The organism is Desulfitobacterium chlororespirans DSM 11544, from assembly GCF_900143285.1.
GTDB lineage: Bacteria > Bacillota > Desulfitobacteriia > Desulfitobacteriales > Desulfitobacteriaceae > Desulfitobacterium > Desulfitobacterium chlororespirans.
On the sequence record NZ_FRDN01000024.1, the window covers coordinates 40,664 to 58,373 of the forward strand.

At 44.4% G+C, this 17,710-nt stretch carries 19 protein-coding genes and 1 rRNA gene; 3 read left to right on the top strand and 17 right to left on the bottom strand.

Features of this window, described 5'->3' with window-relative positions; genetic code table 11:
- Positions 1 to 6 precede the first annotated feature (6 nt).
- The 9 genes from dsrM to BUA14_RS26355 form a co-directional block, all read right to left on the bottom strand.
- The gene (gene dsrM / locus BUA14_RS26315; RefSeq protein ID WP_072775305.1) at positions 7 to 1,008 is read right to left on the bottom strand and encodes a sulfate reduction electron transfer complex DsrMKJOP subunit DsrM; all 1,002 of its coding nucleotides are present in this window, start codon (positions 1,006 to 1,008) and stop codon (positions 7 to 9) included.
- On the bottom strand, positions 1,005 to 1,595 hold the full coding sequence (locus BUA14_RS26320; RefSeq protein WP_072775306.1) for an RsbRD N-terminal domain-containing protein: 591 nt from the start codon (positions 1,593 to 1,595) through the stop codon (positions 1,005 to 1,007). The genes dsrM and BUA14_RS26320 overlap by 4 nt, the downstream gene beginning before the upstream one ends.
- A 101-nt stretch (positions 1,596 to 1,696) precedes the next feature.
- Positions 1,697 to 1,918 carry a hypothetical protein gene (locus tag BUA14_RS26325; RefSeq protein ID WP_072775307.1) on the bottom strand — a complete coding sequence of 74 codons (222 nt, stop codon included), beginning with the start codon at positions 1,916 to 1,918 and terminating at the stop codon, positions 1,697 to 1,699.
- Positions 1,919 to 1,961: 43 nt separating this feature from the next.
- Entirely contained in the window at positions 1,962 to 3,020 is a 1,059-nt protein-coding gene (gene dsrB / locus BUA14_RS26330) for a dissimilatory-type sulfite reductase subunit beta (RefSeq protein WP_072775308.1), read from the bottom strand.
- Between the two features lie 13 nt (positions 3,021 to 3,033).
- Entirely contained in the window at positions 3,034 to 4,221 is a 1,188-nt protein-coding gene (dsrA, locus tag BUA14_RS26335) for a dissimilatory-type sulfite reductase subunit alpha (RefSeq protein WP_072775309.1), read from the bottom strand.
- A 39-nt stretch (positions 4,222 to 4,260) separates the two neighbouring features.
- The gene (locus tag BUA14_RS26340) at positions 4,261 to 4,449 is read right to left on the bottom strand and encodes a 4Fe-4S binding protein (RefSeq protein WP_072775310.1); all 189 of its coding nucleotides are present in this window, start codon (positions 4,447 to 4,449) and stop codon (positions 4,261 to 4,263) included.
- A gap of 137 nt (positions 4,450 to 4,586) precedes the next feature.
- Entirely contained in the window at positions 4,587 to 6,281 is a 1,695-nt protein-coding gene (locus BUA14_RS26345) for an FAD-dependent oxidoreductase (protein WP_072775311.1), read from the bottom strand.
- Between the two features lie 48 nt (positions 6,282 to 6,329).
- Positions 6,330 to 7,949, bottom strand: coding sequence for a (Fe-S)-binding protein (locus BUA14_RS26350; RefSeq protein ID WP_072775312.1), 1,620 nt, complete (start codon positions 7,947 to 7,949; stop codon positions 6,330 to 6,332).
- Between the two features lie 33 nt (positions 7,950 to 7,982).
- Positions 7,983 to 8,882, bottom strand: a complete 900-nt coding sequence (locus tag BUA14_RS26355; protein ID WP_072775313.1) for a respiratory nitrate reductase subunit gamma — start codon at positions 8,880 to 8,882, stop codon at positions 7,983 to 7,985.
- Positions 8,883 to 9,708: 826 nt separating this feature from the next.
- On the opposite strand from BUA14_RS26355, the gene BUA14_RS26360 reads away from it, so the two are divergent.
- Positions 9,709 to 11,178, top strand: a complete 1,470-nt coding sequence (locus BUA14_RS26360) for a putative sulfate exporter family transporter (RefSeq protein ID WP_072775314.1) — start codon at positions 9,709 to 9,711, stop codon at positions 11,176 to 11,178.
- 27 nt (positions 11,179 to 11,205) lie between these two features.
- The gene (locus BUA14_RS28250) at positions 11,206 to 11,361 is read left to right on the top strand and encodes a hypothetical protein (RefSeq protein ID WP_178371822.1); all 156 of its coding nucleotides are present in this window, start codon (positions 11,206 to 11,208) and stop codon (positions 11,359 to 11,361) included.
- 115 nt (positions 11,362 to 11,476) lie between these two features.
- Here the strand turns inward: BUA14_RS28250 and BUA14_RS26365 are convergent, their stop codons facing one another.
- The 3 genes from BUA14_RS26365 to BUA14_RS26375 form a co-directional block, all read right to left on the bottom strand.
- Positions 11,477 to 11,926 (bottom strand): hypothetical protein, encoded by a 450-nt coding sequence (locus tag BUA14_RS26365; protein ID WP_072775315.1) that lies wholly within the window; start codon positions 11,924 to 11,926, stop codon positions 11,477 to 11,479.
- 171 nt (positions 11,927 to 12,097) lie between these two features.
- Entirely contained in the window at positions 12,098 to 12,760 is a 663-nt protein-coding gene (locus BUA14_RS26370) for an HD-GYP domain-containing protein (protein ID WP_072775316.1), read from the bottom strand.
- Between the two features lie 207 nt (positions 12,761 to 12,967).
- Complete coding sequence (locus BUA14_RS26375; protein ID WP_072775317.1) at positions 12,968 to 13,579, bottom strand: hypothetical protein; 612 nt, start codon at positions 13,577 to 13,579, stop codon at positions 12,968 to 12,970.
- A gap of 137 nt (positions 13,580 to 13,716) precedes the next feature.
- Between BUA14_RS26375 and BUA14_RS26380 the strand changes: the two genes are divergently transcribed.
- Positions 13,717 to 14,169, top strand: a complete 453-nt coding sequence (locus BUA14_RS26380; protein WP_072775318.1) for a helix-turn-helix transcriptional regulator — start codon at positions 13,717 to 13,719, stop codon at positions 14,167 to 14,169.
- Positions 14,170 to 14,264: 95 nt separating this feature from the next.
- Here BUA14_RS26380 and BUA14_RS26385 read toward each other — a convergent pair whose 3' ends face one another.
- From BUA14_RS26385 to rrf, 5 genes are all read right to left on the bottom strand, one after another.
- Positions 14,265 to 14,588, bottom strand: coding sequence for a thioredoxin family protein (locus BUA14_RS26385; RefSeq protein ID WP_072775319.1), 324 nt, complete (start codon positions 14,586 to 14,588; stop codon positions 14,265 to 14,267).
- 131 nt (positions 14,589 to 14,719) lie between these two features.
- A complete protein-coding gene (locus tag BUA14_RS26390) occupies positions 14,720 to 15,619 on the bottom strand; it encodes a GNAT family N-acetyltransferase (protein ID WP_072775320.1) in 900 nt (299 codons plus the stop codon).
- 32 nt (positions 15,620 to 15,651) lie between these two features.
- Positions 15,652 to 16,407, bottom strand: a complete 756-nt coding sequence (gene yaaA / locus BUA14_RS26395) for a peroxide stress protein YaaA (protein ID WP_072775321.1) — start codon at positions 16,405 to 16,407, stop codon at positions 15,652 to 15,654.
- Positions 16,408 to 16,483: 76 nt separating this feature from the next.
- Positions 16,484 to 17,260: a sulfite exporter TauE/SafE family protein gene (locus BUA14_RS26400; RefSeq protein ID WP_072775322.1), complete on the bottom strand. Its 777-nt coding sequence runs from the start codon at positions 17,258 to 17,260 to the stop codon at positions 16,484 to 16,486.
- 247 nt (positions 17,261 to 17,507) lie between these two features.
- Positions 17,508 to 17,624, bottom strand: a 5S ribosomal RNA gene (gene rrf / locus BUA14_RS26405).
- Between the last annotated feature and the right edge of the window lie 86 nt (positions 17,625 to 17,710).

Genomic DNA, 17,710 nt, shown 5'->3' on the forward strand with positions numbered 1-17,710 from the left:
TTAATTTCACTCCTTCTCCACCGGGATACCCGCCTTAATCATTTTGGTTCTGAAATCGTCCTCATACTCTTCATAAGTATGGACCTCAACGGGATAGTTCCAAGGGTTGATATGTCTTACCATACGGTTGTTGCTCTTCATATTCCGGGTCGGGTTCATAAAGATTCCACCCATATGCATCAGCTTGCTTAAGGGAAAATAGGCAAACAAGCAGCTGACAAAGAACAGGTGAATATAAAAGATGGTGCCGATTCCATCGGGGATATGAGGGGTGAAAGTGAGTAACCCAACGGCAAATTCCTTGATGCTGGCGATATCTACTCTGAATATATAGCGCATGAGTATTCCTGTGGCAGCGATTCCCATGAGAAGGAAGAGGGGGAAGTAGTCAGCGGCCAAACTGATGTATTTCACTTGAGGGGCCACAACTCTCCGCAGGAAGAGAAAAGTCAATGCGGCGACAATAAGCATGTCGGTAATATAGAGAGCAGGTAAACCAATCTGGAAGAAACTGTCCAGACTATCCAAGGAACTGATAACCGCCGGAACCGGCTCCAAAAACAATCTTAAATGACGAATGAGAATGATCAATAAGGACCAGTGAAACATCAGGCCAAAAAGCCACAGCCATTTGTTGGAGCCATGTGCCAATTGGGGGCCATTTTCTCCATTCCTCAGCTCGGTCTTGGAATTCCGGAATAAGGACCGGAAAAGTAAAACTTCCATCGCCATTCTGATAATGACTCCAAGGTTGGAGGTGGGGTTCTCAATCTTATTCTGCTTAACCCAGTCAAAGGATTTGCCTTGCCCGACCGTGGTTGGGATTCTAAAGGGCACAGGAGTACGGGCCCAGCCGATGATCCGGTAGATGAATCCTCCCAGGAATACGATGAGGGCTGCATAAGGAAGAACAATGCCAAATAGACCCTGTAAGTTGGCCATCCCAACTCCTACTAGAGGAATAAGCATCAATATTAATACAGCGATTAAAGAAAATAAGGCTTTCACGTTACAACCTCTTTTCTCTTGGTATTGACCAGAAAGGGTTCTGGTTCAGAATGTGGTTCCTCAGGTTCTGTATGGTCACGGGGTGTTACTAAATTCGCTTGCTGCAATAGCCGGTAGGTCTGATTTCTTATTTCCATCGTCTTGAGATCCGCTAGCTTATCGCGACATTCTGAATATATATCAAAAGAAGCAAGTGCTAACTGGTCAATTTGAGTTTCAAAGTCCAGAAGAGCTTTGGCTATACGCTCTTCTTCAGCCACCTTGCCCAGTTCTTCTCGAATTATCCTTTTTAAGAGGAACACAAAACTCACAGCCTGGGAAGCAGTAAAGCTCTGCACCGCTCTCACCTTAATCATATCCTTTAAAAATAAATGCACTTCATTCTCTTCACTTTCTTGGATTAAGGCTGTAAAGGTTTGCTCAATACCCTGGCTGATGGTGTTCCCGATAGGATTTGCAAACTCATCACGTTTTTCTTTTAAGAATCTTGCAGTCTCTTTGGGGTAAGTATTGATGATTTCACGACACCATTTTTCAATAATGGCGGATTGTTTTTCCGTGAGGAGACTTCTTAAGGTCTTATCCATATAAGCCAACTCCTTGGTGTTTTATTGAAAAAGGAGTTCTCTCGTTGCAGGAGGAGAACCTCCTGCAACGAGTTTCATTGAATAGTGTTGTTTCGGAAGGCTTAGTTTGGTTCTTTGACTTTACCTTTGAGGGCGATGAAGGTCGTGGTGATATAGAGATATTCCACCTTGTCCTCCATAGCAAGTTCTTTGACTGCTAAATCCACATCGCCTTTTTTCTCGCCGATTTGGGCAGCAATCTCCTTGCTTTTTGCTTTCTCAACGGTGTCCAGAAAAGCTAAGACCTTTTCCTTAATAACGGGGTCGGCAGCTCCTTTTTGCATATCCATTTCCCCCCTAAATATATTGAAAGTTTAATGGGAACGCTTAATATTTGAACGCGGCAGATGTACGGAAGGTTTCTCTGGAGAAGATGAAGTCGTCGATGAGTTTTGCGTTGAATTCGATACCGGTTAAGGTAAAGAATCTTTCCCAACCGATTCTCTCGATCCACTCGCCCATTTTCTCCCCTTTATGAGCATTGGCAGCATAGGTCTCGACGATATTGCGAACAGCATCGGTAACTTCCGGCCAACGGGGGGGGTTATTCGGCAGGAAGGGGATAACCATCCGTGAGAACATCGGATTGGTCCGCGCATTGGCGACCTTTCCACCAACCAAGATGGCAATTCCGTCGTTATCAGGGTCAATGATTTCCATACCGGGTGACATGGTGTAGCAGTTGCCGCAATACATGCACTTGGCATCGTTGACTACGACACTCTTTTCTTTAGGATTAGGACGGATAGCGCCTGTGGGGCAGCTGGCCACCAAGCTGGGAATTTCTGTTCCCTTGCGGATCTTCTCATGGTCAATACGTGGAGGTGTTCTATGAACACCAACAATAGCTATATCACTGCAGTGAGCAGCACCACACATGTTCAGACAGCAAGCCAAGCTGATTTTCAATTGAGCAGGTAATTTTGAGGAGACAAAATACTCATAGAGGTCATCCATAACGGCTTTAACCACGCCGGAGGCGTCGGTAGCCGGAGTATGGCAGTGAACCCAACCTTGAGTATGAACGATATTGCTGATGGAAGCGCCTGTACCGCCTACGGGAAGGCCTCTTTCGCCAAGAGCAGCAATCAAAGGTTCAACTTTAGCGGCATCGGATACTAAGAACTCAACATTATGACGAGCTGTGAAACGAAGGAAGCCGTCGCAATACTCATCAGCCAGATTACAAATTTCACGGATGAAATCTAAGGAGACAAGACGGGGGGAGCCAACGCGAACGCTGTATAATTCTGCTCCGCTTTCAGAAACGTGTTTCAGCACACCTGGTTTCGGATTTTCATGGTAGCGCCATTTTCCATAATTCTCATGAATGATGGGCGGCAGCTGCTCCTTATAATTTAGAGGCCCCTGATCTAAAATTGCCATTATTAACCACCTCTTACTTCTTTATTTCATCTTCTGGCCAGAAGACATAGGGGTTAGCACGTGGACGGTAAACCATTTGTGGTACAGCCGGTAAACCAATTGCCGTAAGGAAATTAGTCATACCCAGGCGATAGATAGTTTCCCCGATTCTCTCGCGGGTCTTACCGTTTTCATCCCACCATTCCCAGATACGGCCCATGAGATCTTTGAACTCTTCGAAGTCTCCTTCCATCTTCATGAAAGGCACGATGACCCAACCCATGAAGGCAGACTGAACGATTGTAGACTTACCACCGATAAGGATGGTTGCTCCTCTTTCTTTTCCAGGTGTGATGGCTTTGGGCATTCTGTTGATGCAATGCATACAACGTGTGCACTCTTCCGCTATAACGCTTAATTCTTGAGTTTCTGCATTGAATTTCAAGGCGTTTGTTGGGCAACGGTCACAAACGACGGCTTGGATATTCAGCCCTTCAGCAACATAAACTTTTACCGCTTCTTGGTCGATGATGAGACTATCTCTCCAGGTACCGATGATGGCGCAGTCAGAACGAGCGATCGATGCGGTACAGTCATTGGCGCAACCGGAGAATTTAAATTTAAATTTATAGGGCCACATGGGGCGGTGTAACTCATCTTGGTATTCGTTGGTGATGTTATAGCAAGCTTCTAAGGTGTCGTAGCAGGCATGCTCACAACGTCCTGGTCCAACGCAGCAGCTGGGAGATCTTAAGTCGGAACCGGATCCACCCAGATCAAAACCTTCTTCACTCAATTCATCAAAGATGGGTTGAAGTTGGTCAGTGGTTGTCCCAAGCAAAATTGCATCTCCAGTAGCTCCGTGGAAGTTCATAAGTCCACTTCCCCGTTTTTCCCAGATATCGCAGATAGTACGCAGGGATTGGGTGTTGTAGAACCAACCGCTTGGGGAATTGACACGTACTGTGTGGAAGGCAGCCAGGTTAGGATACTCTTCTGGTAAATCAGAGTAACGACCGATTACTCCACCGCCGTAACCTTTAACTCCAACGATACCACCGTGCTTCCAATGCCCTCTCTTTTCCTCATAGGATCTTTCCAAGAGATGAAGGAGTTCCTTCGAGGCTTTGTTTTTCACGGCAGCCTTTTTGATTTCCGTCACAAAGCTGGGCCATTGTCCTTTTTCTAACTCATCCAGTTGTGGCGTTCTGTTTTCAGCCATGACCTTACCTCCAATTCAAGAATTTCTTTTTATATATTTCTACATCTCTGTAATGGATGCAGCACCCGTTGGGCAAACAGATACACAACTTTCACAACCCATACATTCGGTTTCATCACCGACGACTTCGGTGATTTCCCCGTTGAATTTCAACAGATGTGCCGGGCAGGCATCTGCACAGGCATCGCAACCGGAACATGAATCGGGATCAATGGTTATGATGAACATCTTCCTTCACCACCTATCTATCTAATCCTTGTGTGAACTTACACTTTCCAAGTCCATTTAACTACGATTCAAGCTTGGTGTAAAATAGAGAATTCCAATCGTGCAATACAAAATACTCATTGTGTATTATTTAGCAATTACATATTCAGGGCAGGCTGCAAGGCTCCCCAGGTGGACATCCCTCCTTCCAGAAAACTGACATCCTGGAACCCCACTCCTTTAAGGAAGCAGGCTGCATCGTATCCGCGAATACCCAGCTCACAGAATGTGACCACTGGGCTGCCCTGAGGTATTTCAGCATATCGTTTCCTTAGTTCCCCTAAAGGTATCACTATGATATGGGAACCTTCCACAGGGTTGGCCTTGGTCTCATCTCCCTCGCGCACATCCACAAAGATGATGGATTTATCTTTTTCCAAGCGTTCAAGCAGTTCAAAGGGATTCACGGTATCCACAACCCCAAGTTGCTTGTTCTCCAAGGTATTGGCCGCATGAATCAAGACATCCATGGCCGTAGCGAAAGGCGGGGCATAGCTCAAATCCAAATTGCTGATATCCTTAACCGTTCCCTTGAATCTTAAGATGGTTATAAGGACATCCAATCGTTTAATAGCTTCTCCCGTACCGCAGACCTGAGCGCCCAGCAGCCGTCCGCTGGCTCTTTCAGCAATAAGCTTGATGGTCACTGCGCCATGAACGGGATAGTAATGAACTGCGTCAAGGCCGGTGCTTAGGCTTGTTATCACGTCATAGCCCAGCTCCCTGGCCTCTGACTCCCCCAGTCCCGTCCTTCCTACATTGAGCTCGAAGGCTTGAAAGACTGAAGTAGCGCAAATGGCTGGGAACTCTGAAGCCCTTCCGGCGATATTGTCGGCGATAACCCGTCCCTGCTTGTTGGCAGTCGATGCTAAGGGGACAAAAACCCGGCGGCCGGATAGCATATTGACCTGTTCGGCACAGTCGCCGCCGGCATAGATGCAGGGATCGTCGGTCTGCATATATTGGTTGACTTGAATGGCACCCGTTATGCCAATGGTCAGACCGGCTTGCCGGGCCAGCGTAACCTCCGGCCGTACTCCTACAGCGATAATAACTAACCCGGTGGCAATGGTCTCGTTCTCCAGGGCTACTCCATTGGCTTTCCCATCCTCATCTCCGGTCAACCCTTGGACAGGACAATTCAGTCTTAGATCAATCCCTCGGCTACGCATCTTGTGTTCGACGAGAAGGGCCATATCCGGGTCAAGCAGCTTGGGAACGACACTTCCTTGACTTTCGCACAGAGTGACTTTTAAGCGCGGTCCGGCGATGGCGTCGGCCACTTCAATGCCAATTAAACCTGCACCGATAATGGTGGCATGTTGGATCTTCTTTTCTTTGATCAGGGTTTTGATATTCACCGCATCATCCAAATGATGTACGGCATAAACGTTCTGGTACTGAATTCCGGAAATGGGCGGCGCCATTTCTTTAGCGCCTGTGGCCAGAACCAAAGCATCATAGTCCAGGTCACGTTCCTCACCTGTGGCAAGGTTCCGGATTTTGACTTTTTTCTGCTGACGGTCGATAGCCAGGGCCTCGGTCTGGGTTAATACATTGATACCCTTGGTATCCTCAAAGTATTGGGGGTCGCGAATCAACCCCGCCGAGGTCTTCATAAGATCTTCTATCTTGGGGACCAGGTTGCCCAAAAATAAGGGCAACCCGCAAGATCCATAGGAAACGATCTTCCCTCTTTCAATAACGGTTATTTCGGCGTCTATAGAAAGGCGTCGTAAGCGGGCTGCTACCTTAGGTCCTGTAGCGACTCCGCCAATAATCACAACTTTCACTTTACCACCTCATATTCTCTCGCCCCGCTGCGGGCAACAGGGTATGGCCTACTCTTCTCCCAGGAACTCAAAGAAAGGTGCCTTCAGATCAACCATAGCGTTGACGACCAATTCGATTAAGCCGCCATATTGGACATTGAACTTATCGGTTGCTTCGTAGTACTCCAGGAGCTCCCGCATGGTTCCTTTACAGTTGGAGCAAGGAGCACAGATGTATTTAACGATCTGAGGATCTTCAATAGTATCCTGAAAAGCATTGAGGATCTGAGCAAATTTCTTGCGGGCACTGATCTTTCTCGTGAAATCCGCGAAGTTCTGGCCATGCATGATGGCGAAACCGCTCCCGCCGCCGCAACAATAATTATCCACTCCATGAGGTGTCATTTCACGGAATTGGGGGGCAAGCTGATGCAGGACTTCACGCTGGGGCATCACAACCCCCATCTGTCTGACCACGTTACATGGGTCATGCAGAGTCACCGGGAAATTGTTCTTGCTTGGATCGAATTTGATGGCTCCTGATTTGACGATATCCCGCAATAAGGGGAAAAAGCTTTCCACAGGCACTTTATCCGAGCCGGGAATCATTCTGTCGGCCGATATGGCCGCCGCTTTATGGGCATGTCCGCATTCGCCTTCCACAACGCGTCTTACTCCCAGCTCCCTTGCTGCTTTCATTTGGGATACAGCAATCTTTTTGGCCTGGACATCATCATACCAAATCCCATAATTGACGCTGTCATAACCAATAATATCACTACTGAGGGTCCAGTTGAGTCCGGCCGCTTCAAAGAGAATAGCAAAAGCCATCGGGTTTTCCGGCCAAGCCACATATTCGCCGGCATTGTGGATCAAAAGAATATCCGCGCCTTTTTTATCAATGGGAATTTTTATTTTCAAGCCAAACTTATCTTCAATTTCTTCTTCCAAAAACTCTATATTGTCCAAAAAGGCCGCCTTAGTCATTCCGGTGGAGGAACCTGTCTTCAGCTGATTCTCCGTTCCTTTTTTGTGAATCGGGCTGGGGGCAATCCCCATCTCCATGCTGAAAATCTTGCGGATTTCTTTGGCCATGATGCCATTATCCAACCCCAGAGGACAGGTTTGGGCACAACGACGGCAAAGGTTGCATCGATAGGCGGATTCGCCAAGACGAGCGATACTTTCCCAGGTTGCCTCAAGGTCGGCGCCTACTAAACCGCCAAGCAATTTGCCGCTGGTAGTGAAGTACTTTTTATAGATTTTGCGCAGAGCCTCTACCCGGAAAATAGGCCGATAAAGTTCATTATTGCCGGACCCTTCATAGATGTGGCAGGCATTGGAACAGGTGTCGCATTTAGCACAGTACTCAAAGGAAAGCATTAAGGGCTGTCTCATGCCGTTGTTGGCGTCGGTGAAAAGCTTCTCCAAACCGCTCAAGAACTTACGGACAAACTCCTCTTCTTCCTCTTTGGATTTGGGGCGGGTCAAAGTATCAATGCCCACGAAGCCATCCAGGGAAGTACAGTATTTTTCACGCCATGCCGGTTTGACTTCCATGAAATCGGGTTCCATGCCGGGCTTATCATAAGGACGCGGCAAAGGCATAAGTTCTTCCATCGGGATCTGGACCAACTGCTCATCAGGTCTGTTTAAATCACTGGGTTTTAGGTCTTTATGATCTATCATTATGTCAATCTCCTCTCCTCGATTTCATTACCCCTACTTGGGGGCCTTTTCCGTAGGTGCAGGTGCACCGGCAATATGGGGAGCCGACCATTTGTTCTGCGGCTTATATTGAGCAGCCTGTTTGATTTTTTCCTCAACCTTGCTGCCCGCGAGATTCGGATCATTATCCCAGATAACCATATGGAAGCTGAAAAACTTGCCTACATAATGGCTCATCTTGCTTATAGGGATGTATATCAGCATAATTCCGGCCAGAATAATGTGAATCGTCAATAGGGGATCGTCATTCAAAGGTTGGAAAGACAGAACATTAGCCATAGCATCCCGGGCATTGCTCATGGTGATATCTGCACTCCACACCAAAATACCGGTTAAAGTCACGACGAATAAGAGCAATAGATTGAAATATTCCTGTGGCGTAGTGTATTTCTTGAGGATGGGGTCTGCGACCCGGCGCACCAATAAGCTGATGGCACCAAAGGAAGCTAAAAAGAAACCTATCCAGCCAACCAAAGGTGTCGCATAGTAAAGGAGCGCGCCCCAAAGGCCGCCGTCGGCAGCAACGGTTCCGCCCGCTAATTGGGTGGCAGCTGCCGCCGCAAGAATTACAGTCCAAGCGAAAATAAAATAAATGCCCAAATGAAGTGAATAGGATAACCACCAAAGAGATTTTTGGTTCTGAAAGAGCTTTTTAATGAACAGAATCTCCTTCAACATGTCAACGATCTCGGATGCTGTTGATGTTTCATGAGGCTTAGCCCACCATTCGGCTTGCTCATAATAGGATCCTCCATGCTCATGTCCCTTTTCTTTGGGAACAGGATAGAGATCCAGGCGCCCATGCATTGGCATTTTAGTGTACTCATACGCTTTATACGCAGAGATTGCTAAAAATAAAAACATGGCCAGAATCGCATAAAAGACTAGAAACAATGTCTTCTACCCCCTTGATTATAGTAATGATTGTTAATACTATCACTTTTAGTCTAGGTCAGTTTAAAGTCTTTGTAAAATTTGCTTTTGCAATTGTGAACATTAGGATTACCGATACCTAATAGGAAATTAATTTCATACTCTTTCCCGGTACCGCTCCGCTTGATACGGTATCCCTTTTATCCATCCTGAGGCCCAAATATTGGTTTAGGTATAACCATCACCGGAAAGCTCAGCCCGGCCTGCCTGGCAGCCTCAAAGCCTGCTTCAATAGACAGAGTGAATTAGTCTCAATAAACTTTGTGAAATTTCCTCCATAAATTATCCCTATATCGTTCATTTTAAATTCATATTTCACATATTTAGTTATAGGACCTATAATAAAAACAAATAGAACATCTTTTCACTTTCACAGAACTCATGTGAATGTGGTCGTTTTCCCTATGATTTTTTTACCTTAATAGTTATATTATAACAGCGGACAATTATCCTTTAATTATTCATAATATTCAGTTTACTAATCTTATAGACTTTGTTATCTTTCATCCAGCGTGGATGAAGAAATAGCTTAAACTCTAGAAGGGGGTGATTTATGACAGTTTTCGATTACTTTCACATTCACAAACTTTTTGTAAAGGAGGAGGAACTAAAACTTAAGTAGATTCGCTAATACGATATTACTAAGCATCGTTTCGAACCCTAATTATACCATATTACTTTCTAAATCTACCCATGAAAGTGAATAATACTACGAATGTCGTCTTAACAACACATTATTCAAAAGTAAAATGAAATAGTGCTCACAATTCTCAGGGAGGTGGAGAACTTGTCCACGAATACTTACGCAAGAAAAAAAGCTCTTCAAAATGAAGACTGGTGGGCGGCCTGGCTAGGGCTATTTATCTTCGCATTAGGTTTAGGACCTTACTTTGGGGCAGACCTGTTAGGCTGGGTAACAAAAGCAAATGTATGGATCGAGCCTGCCAAAGCTTTTGGTCCCGTATCTAAAGGTACAGGTCTCGGTGGTTTCACATCCTTATTAGTGACTTTCTTATTCGTTTTAGCTATCACCACTGTTGCCGCTAAATTTGTCGGCTCTAATCTAAAAAAATACGCCATTGGTTTTTCAATTATATTCTGGGTAACCATGGGTTGCCTCATGTTAGGCAACATTGCTTATATCGGCGCTACACCTGATAAGACTGCTAGTTATGGCATTGGCTGGTCTCTTGGTCTAGGCGAAATGGGTTATATCATCGCCATGGTAGTCGGTCTTATTATTGGGAACTTCTTTATCAAACAAGCCGACTTTTTAAAAGAAGCCGCAAAACCTGAATTATTTATTAAAATCGGTATCGTCGTTCTTGGTGCCTCCATTGCTATTAAAACTCTCGATGCCTTTGGTCTGGCTACAACAATCATCATCCGGGGACTTTGTGCTGTTGTTGAAGCTTACTTGATCTACTGGCCGGTAGTTTACCTTATCGCTCGTAAATTCTTCAAATTTACACCAGAATGGGCAGCACCTTTGGCATCCGGTATCTCCATCTGCGGTGTTTCTGCTGCTATCGCTACTGGTAGTGCTATCCGGGCCCGTCCCGTTATTCCTGTAATTCTCTCCGCTGTTATCATCGTTTTCGTTGCCCTCGAACTCTTGTTATTGCCTTGGTTAGCACAAGCTTTCTTGTTCAAGGATCCTATGGTTGCCGGTGCTTGGATGGGTCTGGCTGTTAAATCCGACGGTGGCGCTATCGCCAGTGGTGCTATCACCGACTCCTTGATCAGAGGCCGTGCTTTAAGAGAACTGGGCATCAACTGGGAAGAAGGCTGGATCTTGATGGTGGCTACCACCACGAAAGTCTTCATCGACATCTTTATCGGTGTATGGGCCTTCATTCTGGCTATTATCTGGTCCGTATTCCCCATCGATAAAAATGCCAGTGCAAATCCTGGTGAAAGAAATAAAGTCAGTGCCGTAGATATCTGGGATCGCTTCCCCAAATTCATCATCGGTTTCGTACTGACTTTCCTCATCCTGTTCTTAGTTGGTGTGAATAATCCTGATGGCGTGAAGTCATTAAGCACAGGTGTTAATGAAGGAAATGCTTTCAGAACTATCTTCTTTGGCTTATGTTTCTTCTCCATCGGCTTAGTCACTAACGTTCGCAAGCTCTGGGCAGAAGGAATGGGACGTATCGTTGCCATTTATGGTATTGCTCTCTTCGGCTTCATTCTCTGGTTCGGACTGTTCATCTCCTGGCTCTTCTACCATGGAATTACGCCTCCGACTGTTTAATCACTTATAATGTAAGGGGGAATTAAAATGGCAATTAAAACTGGGCAACAAGCGCCTGCCGCTAAGAAAGCTTACGAAGATGAATGGTATGATCTTCTACCTATCGAAAAGAAACTTATTGGCGGTTCGTTAGGATTAGGACTTACACTTCTGGTTATCTTCGTGATTATCTTCAAATTCTAGTCTTCATCTAAAACCTGCAAAGTAATAAGGGAGTATCGCCGCACAACTTGAACAAAGTAGTGCGGCGGTACTCCCTTTACCTATTCATCCCGAAGAGCTATCGCACAAAACTTTTTCAGTGCGAAATTGCTTGCTTAAGTTCTTGTAAAGTGAAGCTGGTTCCATCAGCCAGGTTGAACCTCTCACTCCCAAAACATAGAATGAGTTGGTCCAGCAGCTCTTCTCTTCTCGCTGAAAGTAAATCGTCTATAGAATGATCATCCTCGATATGTCTTATCGCCAGGATCGCAAGCCCTACTTTGGGAATATCCCTTTCTAAGGTTTTCTCCAAATTGCCCCCATCTACCCTGCCGAACATGATCACATCATTATCCATTGAAGATTTTCTAACCATGACGTAATATTTGTCCGAATCTCCCATCACGTGAAACTTTTCATTCTCAACAGTTATCGCTATATCTCTAAGGGTATATAAGGTGTCCACGTCGATGAATTCCCAGGCTGATTTTTGAACTGCTTGCCGGTGATGGCGTATGACCTCTTTAATTGCATAATTAATATCCATTCTTTACTCCTTCCAAAAGTTTACTTTGATATTGATCCCCCAATCACAATCCAGGATAGCCTTACCATGGATTAATGGACGACCATCCCTCTCTTTAATTATAAGGATTTCCCTTAAATTTGACAGATCTAAATAAGATTATCCTGTTAATTTTTGAGGATTCTCCTGGGGTTAAGTCGCGCTCTGGATTCCTTGGCCAAGGCTGTGCTCTCTTTCTCTTTCTTTGCAATACTCCATTTGCCATTTGCTCCATAATGAATCCGTAATGGCTTCCACCACTTCGGGATCGAATTGCGAGCCTTTGTTGGCTATTATCTCCGCTTTGCACTCCGCCCAGGTAAAGGCTTTACGGTAAGCCCGATCAGAGGTCATAGCATCAATACTGTCACACACGCCAATAATTCTTGCTCCTAAAGGGATTTCTTCCCCTTTTAGACCATGTGGGTAACCCTTGCCATCCCATCGTTCATGATGGCTAAGGACAATTTGTCCGATATCTTTAAGCTTTCTTGATTTACTTAAAATAGTGTAGCCGATTTCCGGATGGCCTTGGATTTGTGCCCATTCCGCTGAGGATAGTCTTCCGGGTTTATTAAGAATATGGTCGGGGATGCCAATCTTGCCGATATCATGGAGGTGGGCAGCAATATGGATGCGATCCCGCTCCACAATAGATAGTTTGAGGCTTTTGCAAATATCAAAAGCCATATCACCTACTCGATTGGAATGACCGCTTGTATAATTGTCCTTTGCTTCCAGTGACGCTGTTAAGCAATCAATGACATCATGCAATATATTATAGTCACTGAACCGTTTCATCAATCTATATAGCATAGTTTGATCTCCTTATATTCTACTAAAGCCTTTTTCTATCTAGAGAAAGACTTCCTTTACAGCTTATTATTGATCATTATACAGCATATCCCCTCTACCGAGAACAACTTTCAATTAAGTTTCCAATTTGGTGATATGTATAAGCACAAAAGGAAGGCTTCCTTAACCTTCCTTTACTTCAATTATACAATAGTCGTTAGAACTGGTCTATTTTATCTTTCTTATTTTCTCCCTTAGCTGATCTTCAGTTAAATCATAATCCGCGGTGGACCCATACCATTCATAAACATGACCGTCTTTTTCTTGAGTCAGAATAACTGTGTCGGCCTGAATACCCTTTTCTCTCAGTAAGTTCAGGGCCGCCTGAGTTATGTATATCAGCTCAGCTTCTTCAGTTAAGTAGAGGTTTATTTGATCATAATGCCCGTCATTCTGATAGTGCTCCTTGTCCCTACCTCCTCCTGTTACACTTGTAATATGGCTTTTGATACCGCTCTCATTAAAGACTTCCTTGATATATGCGTTGTACTGATTATGGCTCTTGGTTTGGAGATAGCTTTCGTTGATGTTTTTTGTACGGAAGCTCTTACCGATAGGAAAAGACACATTATCATCTAAGCAACTGACTGTTGTAAAATAACTTCCATAGATAGGATCAATCTTAACGAATCCGACCTGAAACGTTTGCCCCGGGTATTTTTCACTGAGATAGTCCTTAAATTCTCCCCGTATTTGCATCAAATAGGCGAACCCAGCCATGAGCAGCCCTAATCCAATTGCCACAGGGATAATAATTTTTTTCTTTTTACTCATATCCATGACTAAATCTTCCCTCCCCTTTCCTGTTCATGCTATAATAGAAAAAGAAATATTTTCCCTTACAGTGTAATTATACACTGTAAGGGAAAATTCAATCAATACTTATTTCGTTTGTAGAGAATCCGGGAGGAACCAGGATGGACAAAGAAAGAGCGATCAAACTTGTTTCGAGCAAGATAAAGCTGATTCGGGTTGAAAACGGCTATTCCCAAGATAGAATGGCCGATATCATTGGCATATCTAAGAAAACCCTTGTCCAAGTTGAAAAGGGCAGAGATTGCGCCAGCTGGGGGGTTGTCGTTGCCACCTGTGCTATGTTTAGAGAAAGTGAGATTATGCAATCTATTTTCGGAGACGACCCCTTAGAAGTATTAAGAACAATCGCCCACGAGCGCATTGATAGCCCAAAGGAGAAAACTATGGGGGGCAAAATCTGGTGGGCGGATGTTCATCAGGAAGGTCTTTTCCGATTGCAGCAAAACCTTATTAGTAAGCACTATCGTATATTGGATGACGATGGCTATCGTTGGTTCAGTTCTTTCGACAAGGAAGAAGCATTAACACGTTTACTTGAGTTAAGCAGCTCCTAAGCGCCCTGCTATTGCTCCACTCGTTGCGATCAGCTGCCTCACGATCAAAAAACACCTTGGAGCTAGCTTCCAGGGTGTTTCTTTTTTCAAATCATTTATGCTTGAATTTCTGCTATTTTTTCTTCCAGGACTTCTTCCTCAACATTGCCTGAAAGTTTCCCTTGGTATTCTCCGTCTTTAAAAAACAAAATCTGGGGAACCCCTTTTAAAGAAAATCTTTGAAATAAAGTCATATTTTCTTCGACATCCACATAGTAGAATCCAAATTTTTCACTGTATTTTGGTGCCAGCTCTTCTACCATAGGACCTACCTCTTTACAGACATGGCAGCTCTTTCTTGAAAAGAGAACCAGGCAGGCTTCGCCATTATCATAGATAATCTCTTCAAAGCTATTGGAATCAAGTTGTTTTAAGGCCATCGGAATCTTTACTCCCCTCTCTATCAAGCTCACCTGTTTTTATTAACTATAATACATTGTTATTATAATTACAAGCCAATCGGGCATAACATGGCTGTTCGTTAAGGCGATTATTAAGGCAGAGTTCGGATTCACTTTTTTAATTCAAAATAATCCATGGTTGACGTGACCTCAAAACCACAGGAGCGATAAAGATCAAGCGCCTTTTCATTTTTGACATTAACCTGAAGCATAATCTCTTTAAAATTGTTGCTTTTTAACTCTTCGATCCCTAAGGCCAGAATATCTCTGCCATATCCCTTTCTGCGATACTCCGGAAGTACTCCTAAACCGTAAATACCCCCAACATTAGAGCTGACATCCAAATGGACTTTTCCTATTACACAATTATTGACTTCAGCCATATAGATGATCATGCCCGCTCTCGCTTCTTCCTCAGGTATAAGCATATTCTCATCCTGGCTCTCTTGCTCAAAATAGATAGAGTTTTGTCTGGAAATTTCCTGGGTATCGTTGCCGGTCGCTTTTCTTAATACTACCTTACCGGAATTTAATTCTTGCTTCGTATCACTCTGCAAAAACATCTCGTACTCCGTATGTTCATGCTTCACTCCGGAAACGCTTTTAATAAATGCCTGTCCCGCAAGTGAATTACGATCACTTAATAAAAGCATCCTGGACGCTCTCCTCTTGCTCCATTCATTCTTGACATAGGAGAACAAGGTTTTAAAAATCCCTTTCTTTCGATAATCAGGGTGGACCATACCATTAACTTCAATTTCCTCTCCACCAAAATCACAAATACCCATATAGCCAATGAGAAGTTCTCTATCATAACACATAAACTCATTAATTGTCTTCAGACTTCCTGGTTTGCCCTCGGATCGACTCAGCTTATAGTCAAGTTCCAATTTCAGAGTTGTTCTGTCATGTTCCAAGCACAGTCCCTGCAAGTTATTAATATGAGTATAGCTCTTGAGATCTAAGTTTTCCCTTAAGTTTATGGAAGGGTCGGCCAAGCTATCAATCATAATTTCTCCTCTCACCCATGGCTTTGTTCTTTTTATTTTTCTTCCATGGCCTTCACAAATACAAAGGTGTTATTATCCGACAATTGCTCCCTGTACTCAAATCCAAGCCTATTAAATTCTTTGATTTGCTCCAGATCTTTAATGGCCTTTTCAGCCATAAAACGGACCATTTCACCCCGGGCCATTTTTACATAAACACCTTTTTCGATTACTCTGCCGTCGATCAGCTCACCGAATACGCAGTTAACATAGTTGATGCCGGCAGCCAGGTATTTCTCAATCGTTTTGCTGTATTCAGCCGAAGCAAGATTCAGAATCGTGGTATCTTCTTGGGTCAATTCCCGGTAAATATCATCTTGCCAATAGTCATACAGATTTCGGCAGAAGTCCGTTTTCAACTTCGCCTGCATTTCCAAGCGATAGGGTACAACTCCGTCGAGGGGTTTCAATATACCATAAAATCCGGATAAAATTCGCAGATGCTTTTCTATATAATCGAAATAATCATCCTCAAATACCTGGGGTGCCATATACTTGTACTGAATGCCATCGTAAGCTAAAATCGCCGGGCTTGTATATCCGGATAAGTCCATTGTTTGATAGCGTTCATAGTTCAAACCGGCAATCTCATCGTTACAGCAGAGCAGTTTTCTGAGTTCCTCATAAGGCAGGCTTTGCAGGTAATCTCGCAGTTTTTTGGCCTTTTCAAGATATACAGGTGTATTACGGGGCGGAAGAAAATCCCCATCCATATTCATTTTCTTTGCCGGGGAGATAATGATTTTCATGTCCTAGCCACCTCGCCCACCATATAAAAGCTCATACTATGCTCCTTGATTCACTAACCATGTACTTAGTACTAGCTTAATTAGACGGTTCCACAACGGTTTCGGGTTTTTTAGCTCTTATATTCTTTATTGCTGTATAAACTACCACAATTGCGAAAATAATTCGCAAGGCAACCTCTGGTAAAATGTGAGCTAAGGAGCCGCCCAAAAATGTACCCGGTAGAATACCCACTACTAAACCCGGTAAGATTTTTGTATGAACATTCCCGTTGCGATTGTGTGTGAAAGCGCCGATTGCCGATGCCGGAATCATAGCAAGCAACGAAATTCCCTGGGCTACCTGTTGACCCATACCTGCAAGAATTACCATAGCAGGTACCATGATTGACCCACCGCCGACTCCCATCATTCCAGAAAGAAATCCCGCAAAAGCGCCAATGCATAGCAATATAATTGTTTTTATCCATATAGTTGAGGATAGGGAAAACTCTCCGAGATATGGTTTTAGCAAGAAAACTATGGTTACAAAAATAAGAAAATACCCAAAGGATCTTTTCAGTTTCCACTCCGGAAGGGATGTAGCATAACTGGCTCCTAGTCTGGCCGTTATCATTGCTGTAGAGGCCAATAGAAGTGCGGGCACTAACTCAATGGAACCACTCAGGGAATATGTTATAGCACCCGAAATCCCTGTGAAAACCACGCCTACCAAGCTGGTACCATGAGCCATATGTTGATTGATTTTCAAAAGGCCTACCATAAGGGGGATCATAATGATTCCGCCGCCCAGGCCAACAAGACCACCGAAAAATCCCGACAGCAAACCGATTGCCAGGCCCATAAATATATTCATCTATTTATGCCTCCAAAGTTTCTTTTAACAGTGATTATATATGCAAGTTATGGTACTTTGCAAATCAAATTTCTCTCTTACCTGGCAACACGAAAGGCGAATGGGCCCTTCGCCACGCTGCCTCTCGAGACGAATGCTCCTGCAGTGTGGGTGGCTAACACCCGTACCTGTGAGGGATCAAATCACGCACTGGTGCGTGATTTGCCCCAAAGCAAAGAGACCATCGTACTCGATGGTCTCCTGCACTACCTGGCAACGACTTACTTTCCCAGGACCCTGCGGTCCAAGTATCATCAGCCCTGGAGGTCTTAACTTCCGTGTTCGGGATGGGAACGGGTGGGACCCCTCCGGTATAGTCACCAGATCCTTTGAAGTTTCAGTGTTCCTCTCGGAACTCTGTTCCCTCAAAACTGCACAGATCTTCTTCCACTGTAATTTAGTCTTCCATCG

What these genes read in the sequence shown, in the direction of transcription:
- BUA14_RS26365 (WP_072775315.1), bottom strand. Translation starts at nt 11,926, where the DNA reads ATGGATATTAATTATGCAATTAAAGAGGTCATACGCCATCACCGGCAA.
- BUA14_RS26340 (WP_072775310.1), bottom strand. Translation starts at nt 4,449, where the DNA reads ATGTTCATCATAACCATTGATCCCGATTCATGTTCCGGTTGCGATGCC.
- yaaA (WP_072775321.1), bottom strand. Translation starts at nt 16,407, where the DNA reads ATGAAAATCATTATCTCCCCGGCAAAGAAAATGAATATGGATGGGGAT.
- dsrB (WP_072775308.1), bottom strand. Translation starts at nt 3,020, where the DNA reads ATGGCAATTTTAGATCAGGGGCCTCTAAATTATAAGGAGCAGCTGCCG.
- BUA14_RS26325 (WP_072775307.1), bottom strand. Translation starts at nt 1,918, where the DNA reads ATGCAAAAAGGAGCTGCCGACCCCGTTATTAAGGAAAAGGTCTTAGCT.
- BUA14_RS26390 (WP_072775320.1), bottom strand. Translation starts at nt 15,619, where the DNA reads ATGATTGATAGCTTGGCCGACCCTTCCATAAACTTAAGGGAAAACTTA.
- BUA14_RS26380 (WP_072775318.1), top strand. Translation starts at nt 13,717, where the DNA reads ATGGACAAAGAAAGAGCGATCAAACTTGTTTCGAGCAAGATAAAGCTG.
- BUA14_RS26370 (WP_072775316.1), bottom strand. Translation starts at nt 12,760, where the DNA reads ATGCTATATAGATTGATGAAACGGTTCAGTGACTATAATATATTGCAT.
- dsrA (WP_072775309.1), bottom strand. Translation starts at nt 4,221, where the DNA reads ATGGCTGAAAACAGAACGCCACAACTGGATGAGTTAGAAAAAGGACAA.
- BUA14_RS26350 (WP_072775312.1), bottom strand. Translation starts at nt 7,949, where the DNA reads ATGATAGATCATAAAGACCTAAAACCCAGTGATTTAAACAGACCTGAT.
- BUA14_RS26400 (WP_072775322.1), bottom strand. Translation starts at nt 17,260, where the DNA reads ATGAATATATTTATGGGCCTGGCAATCGGTTTGCTGTCGGGATTTTTC.
- BUA14_RS28250 (WP_178371822.1), top strand. Translation starts at nt 11,206, where the DNA reads ATGGCAATTAAAACTGGGCAACAAGCGCCTGCCGCTAAGAAAGCTTAC.
- BUA14_RS26375 (WP_072775317.1), bottom strand. Translation starts at nt 13,579, where the DNA reads ATGGATATGAGTAAAAAGAAAAAAATTATTATCCCTGTGGCAATTGGA.
- BUA14_RS26385 (WP_072775319.1), bottom strand. Translation starts at nt 14,588, where the DNA reads ATGGCCTTAAAACAACTTGATTCCAATAGCTTTGAAGAGATTATCTAT.
- BUA14_RS26320 (WP_072775306.1), bottom strand. Translation starts at nt 1,595, where the DNA reads ATGGATAAGACCTTAAGAAGTCTCCTCACGGAAAAACAATCCGCCATT.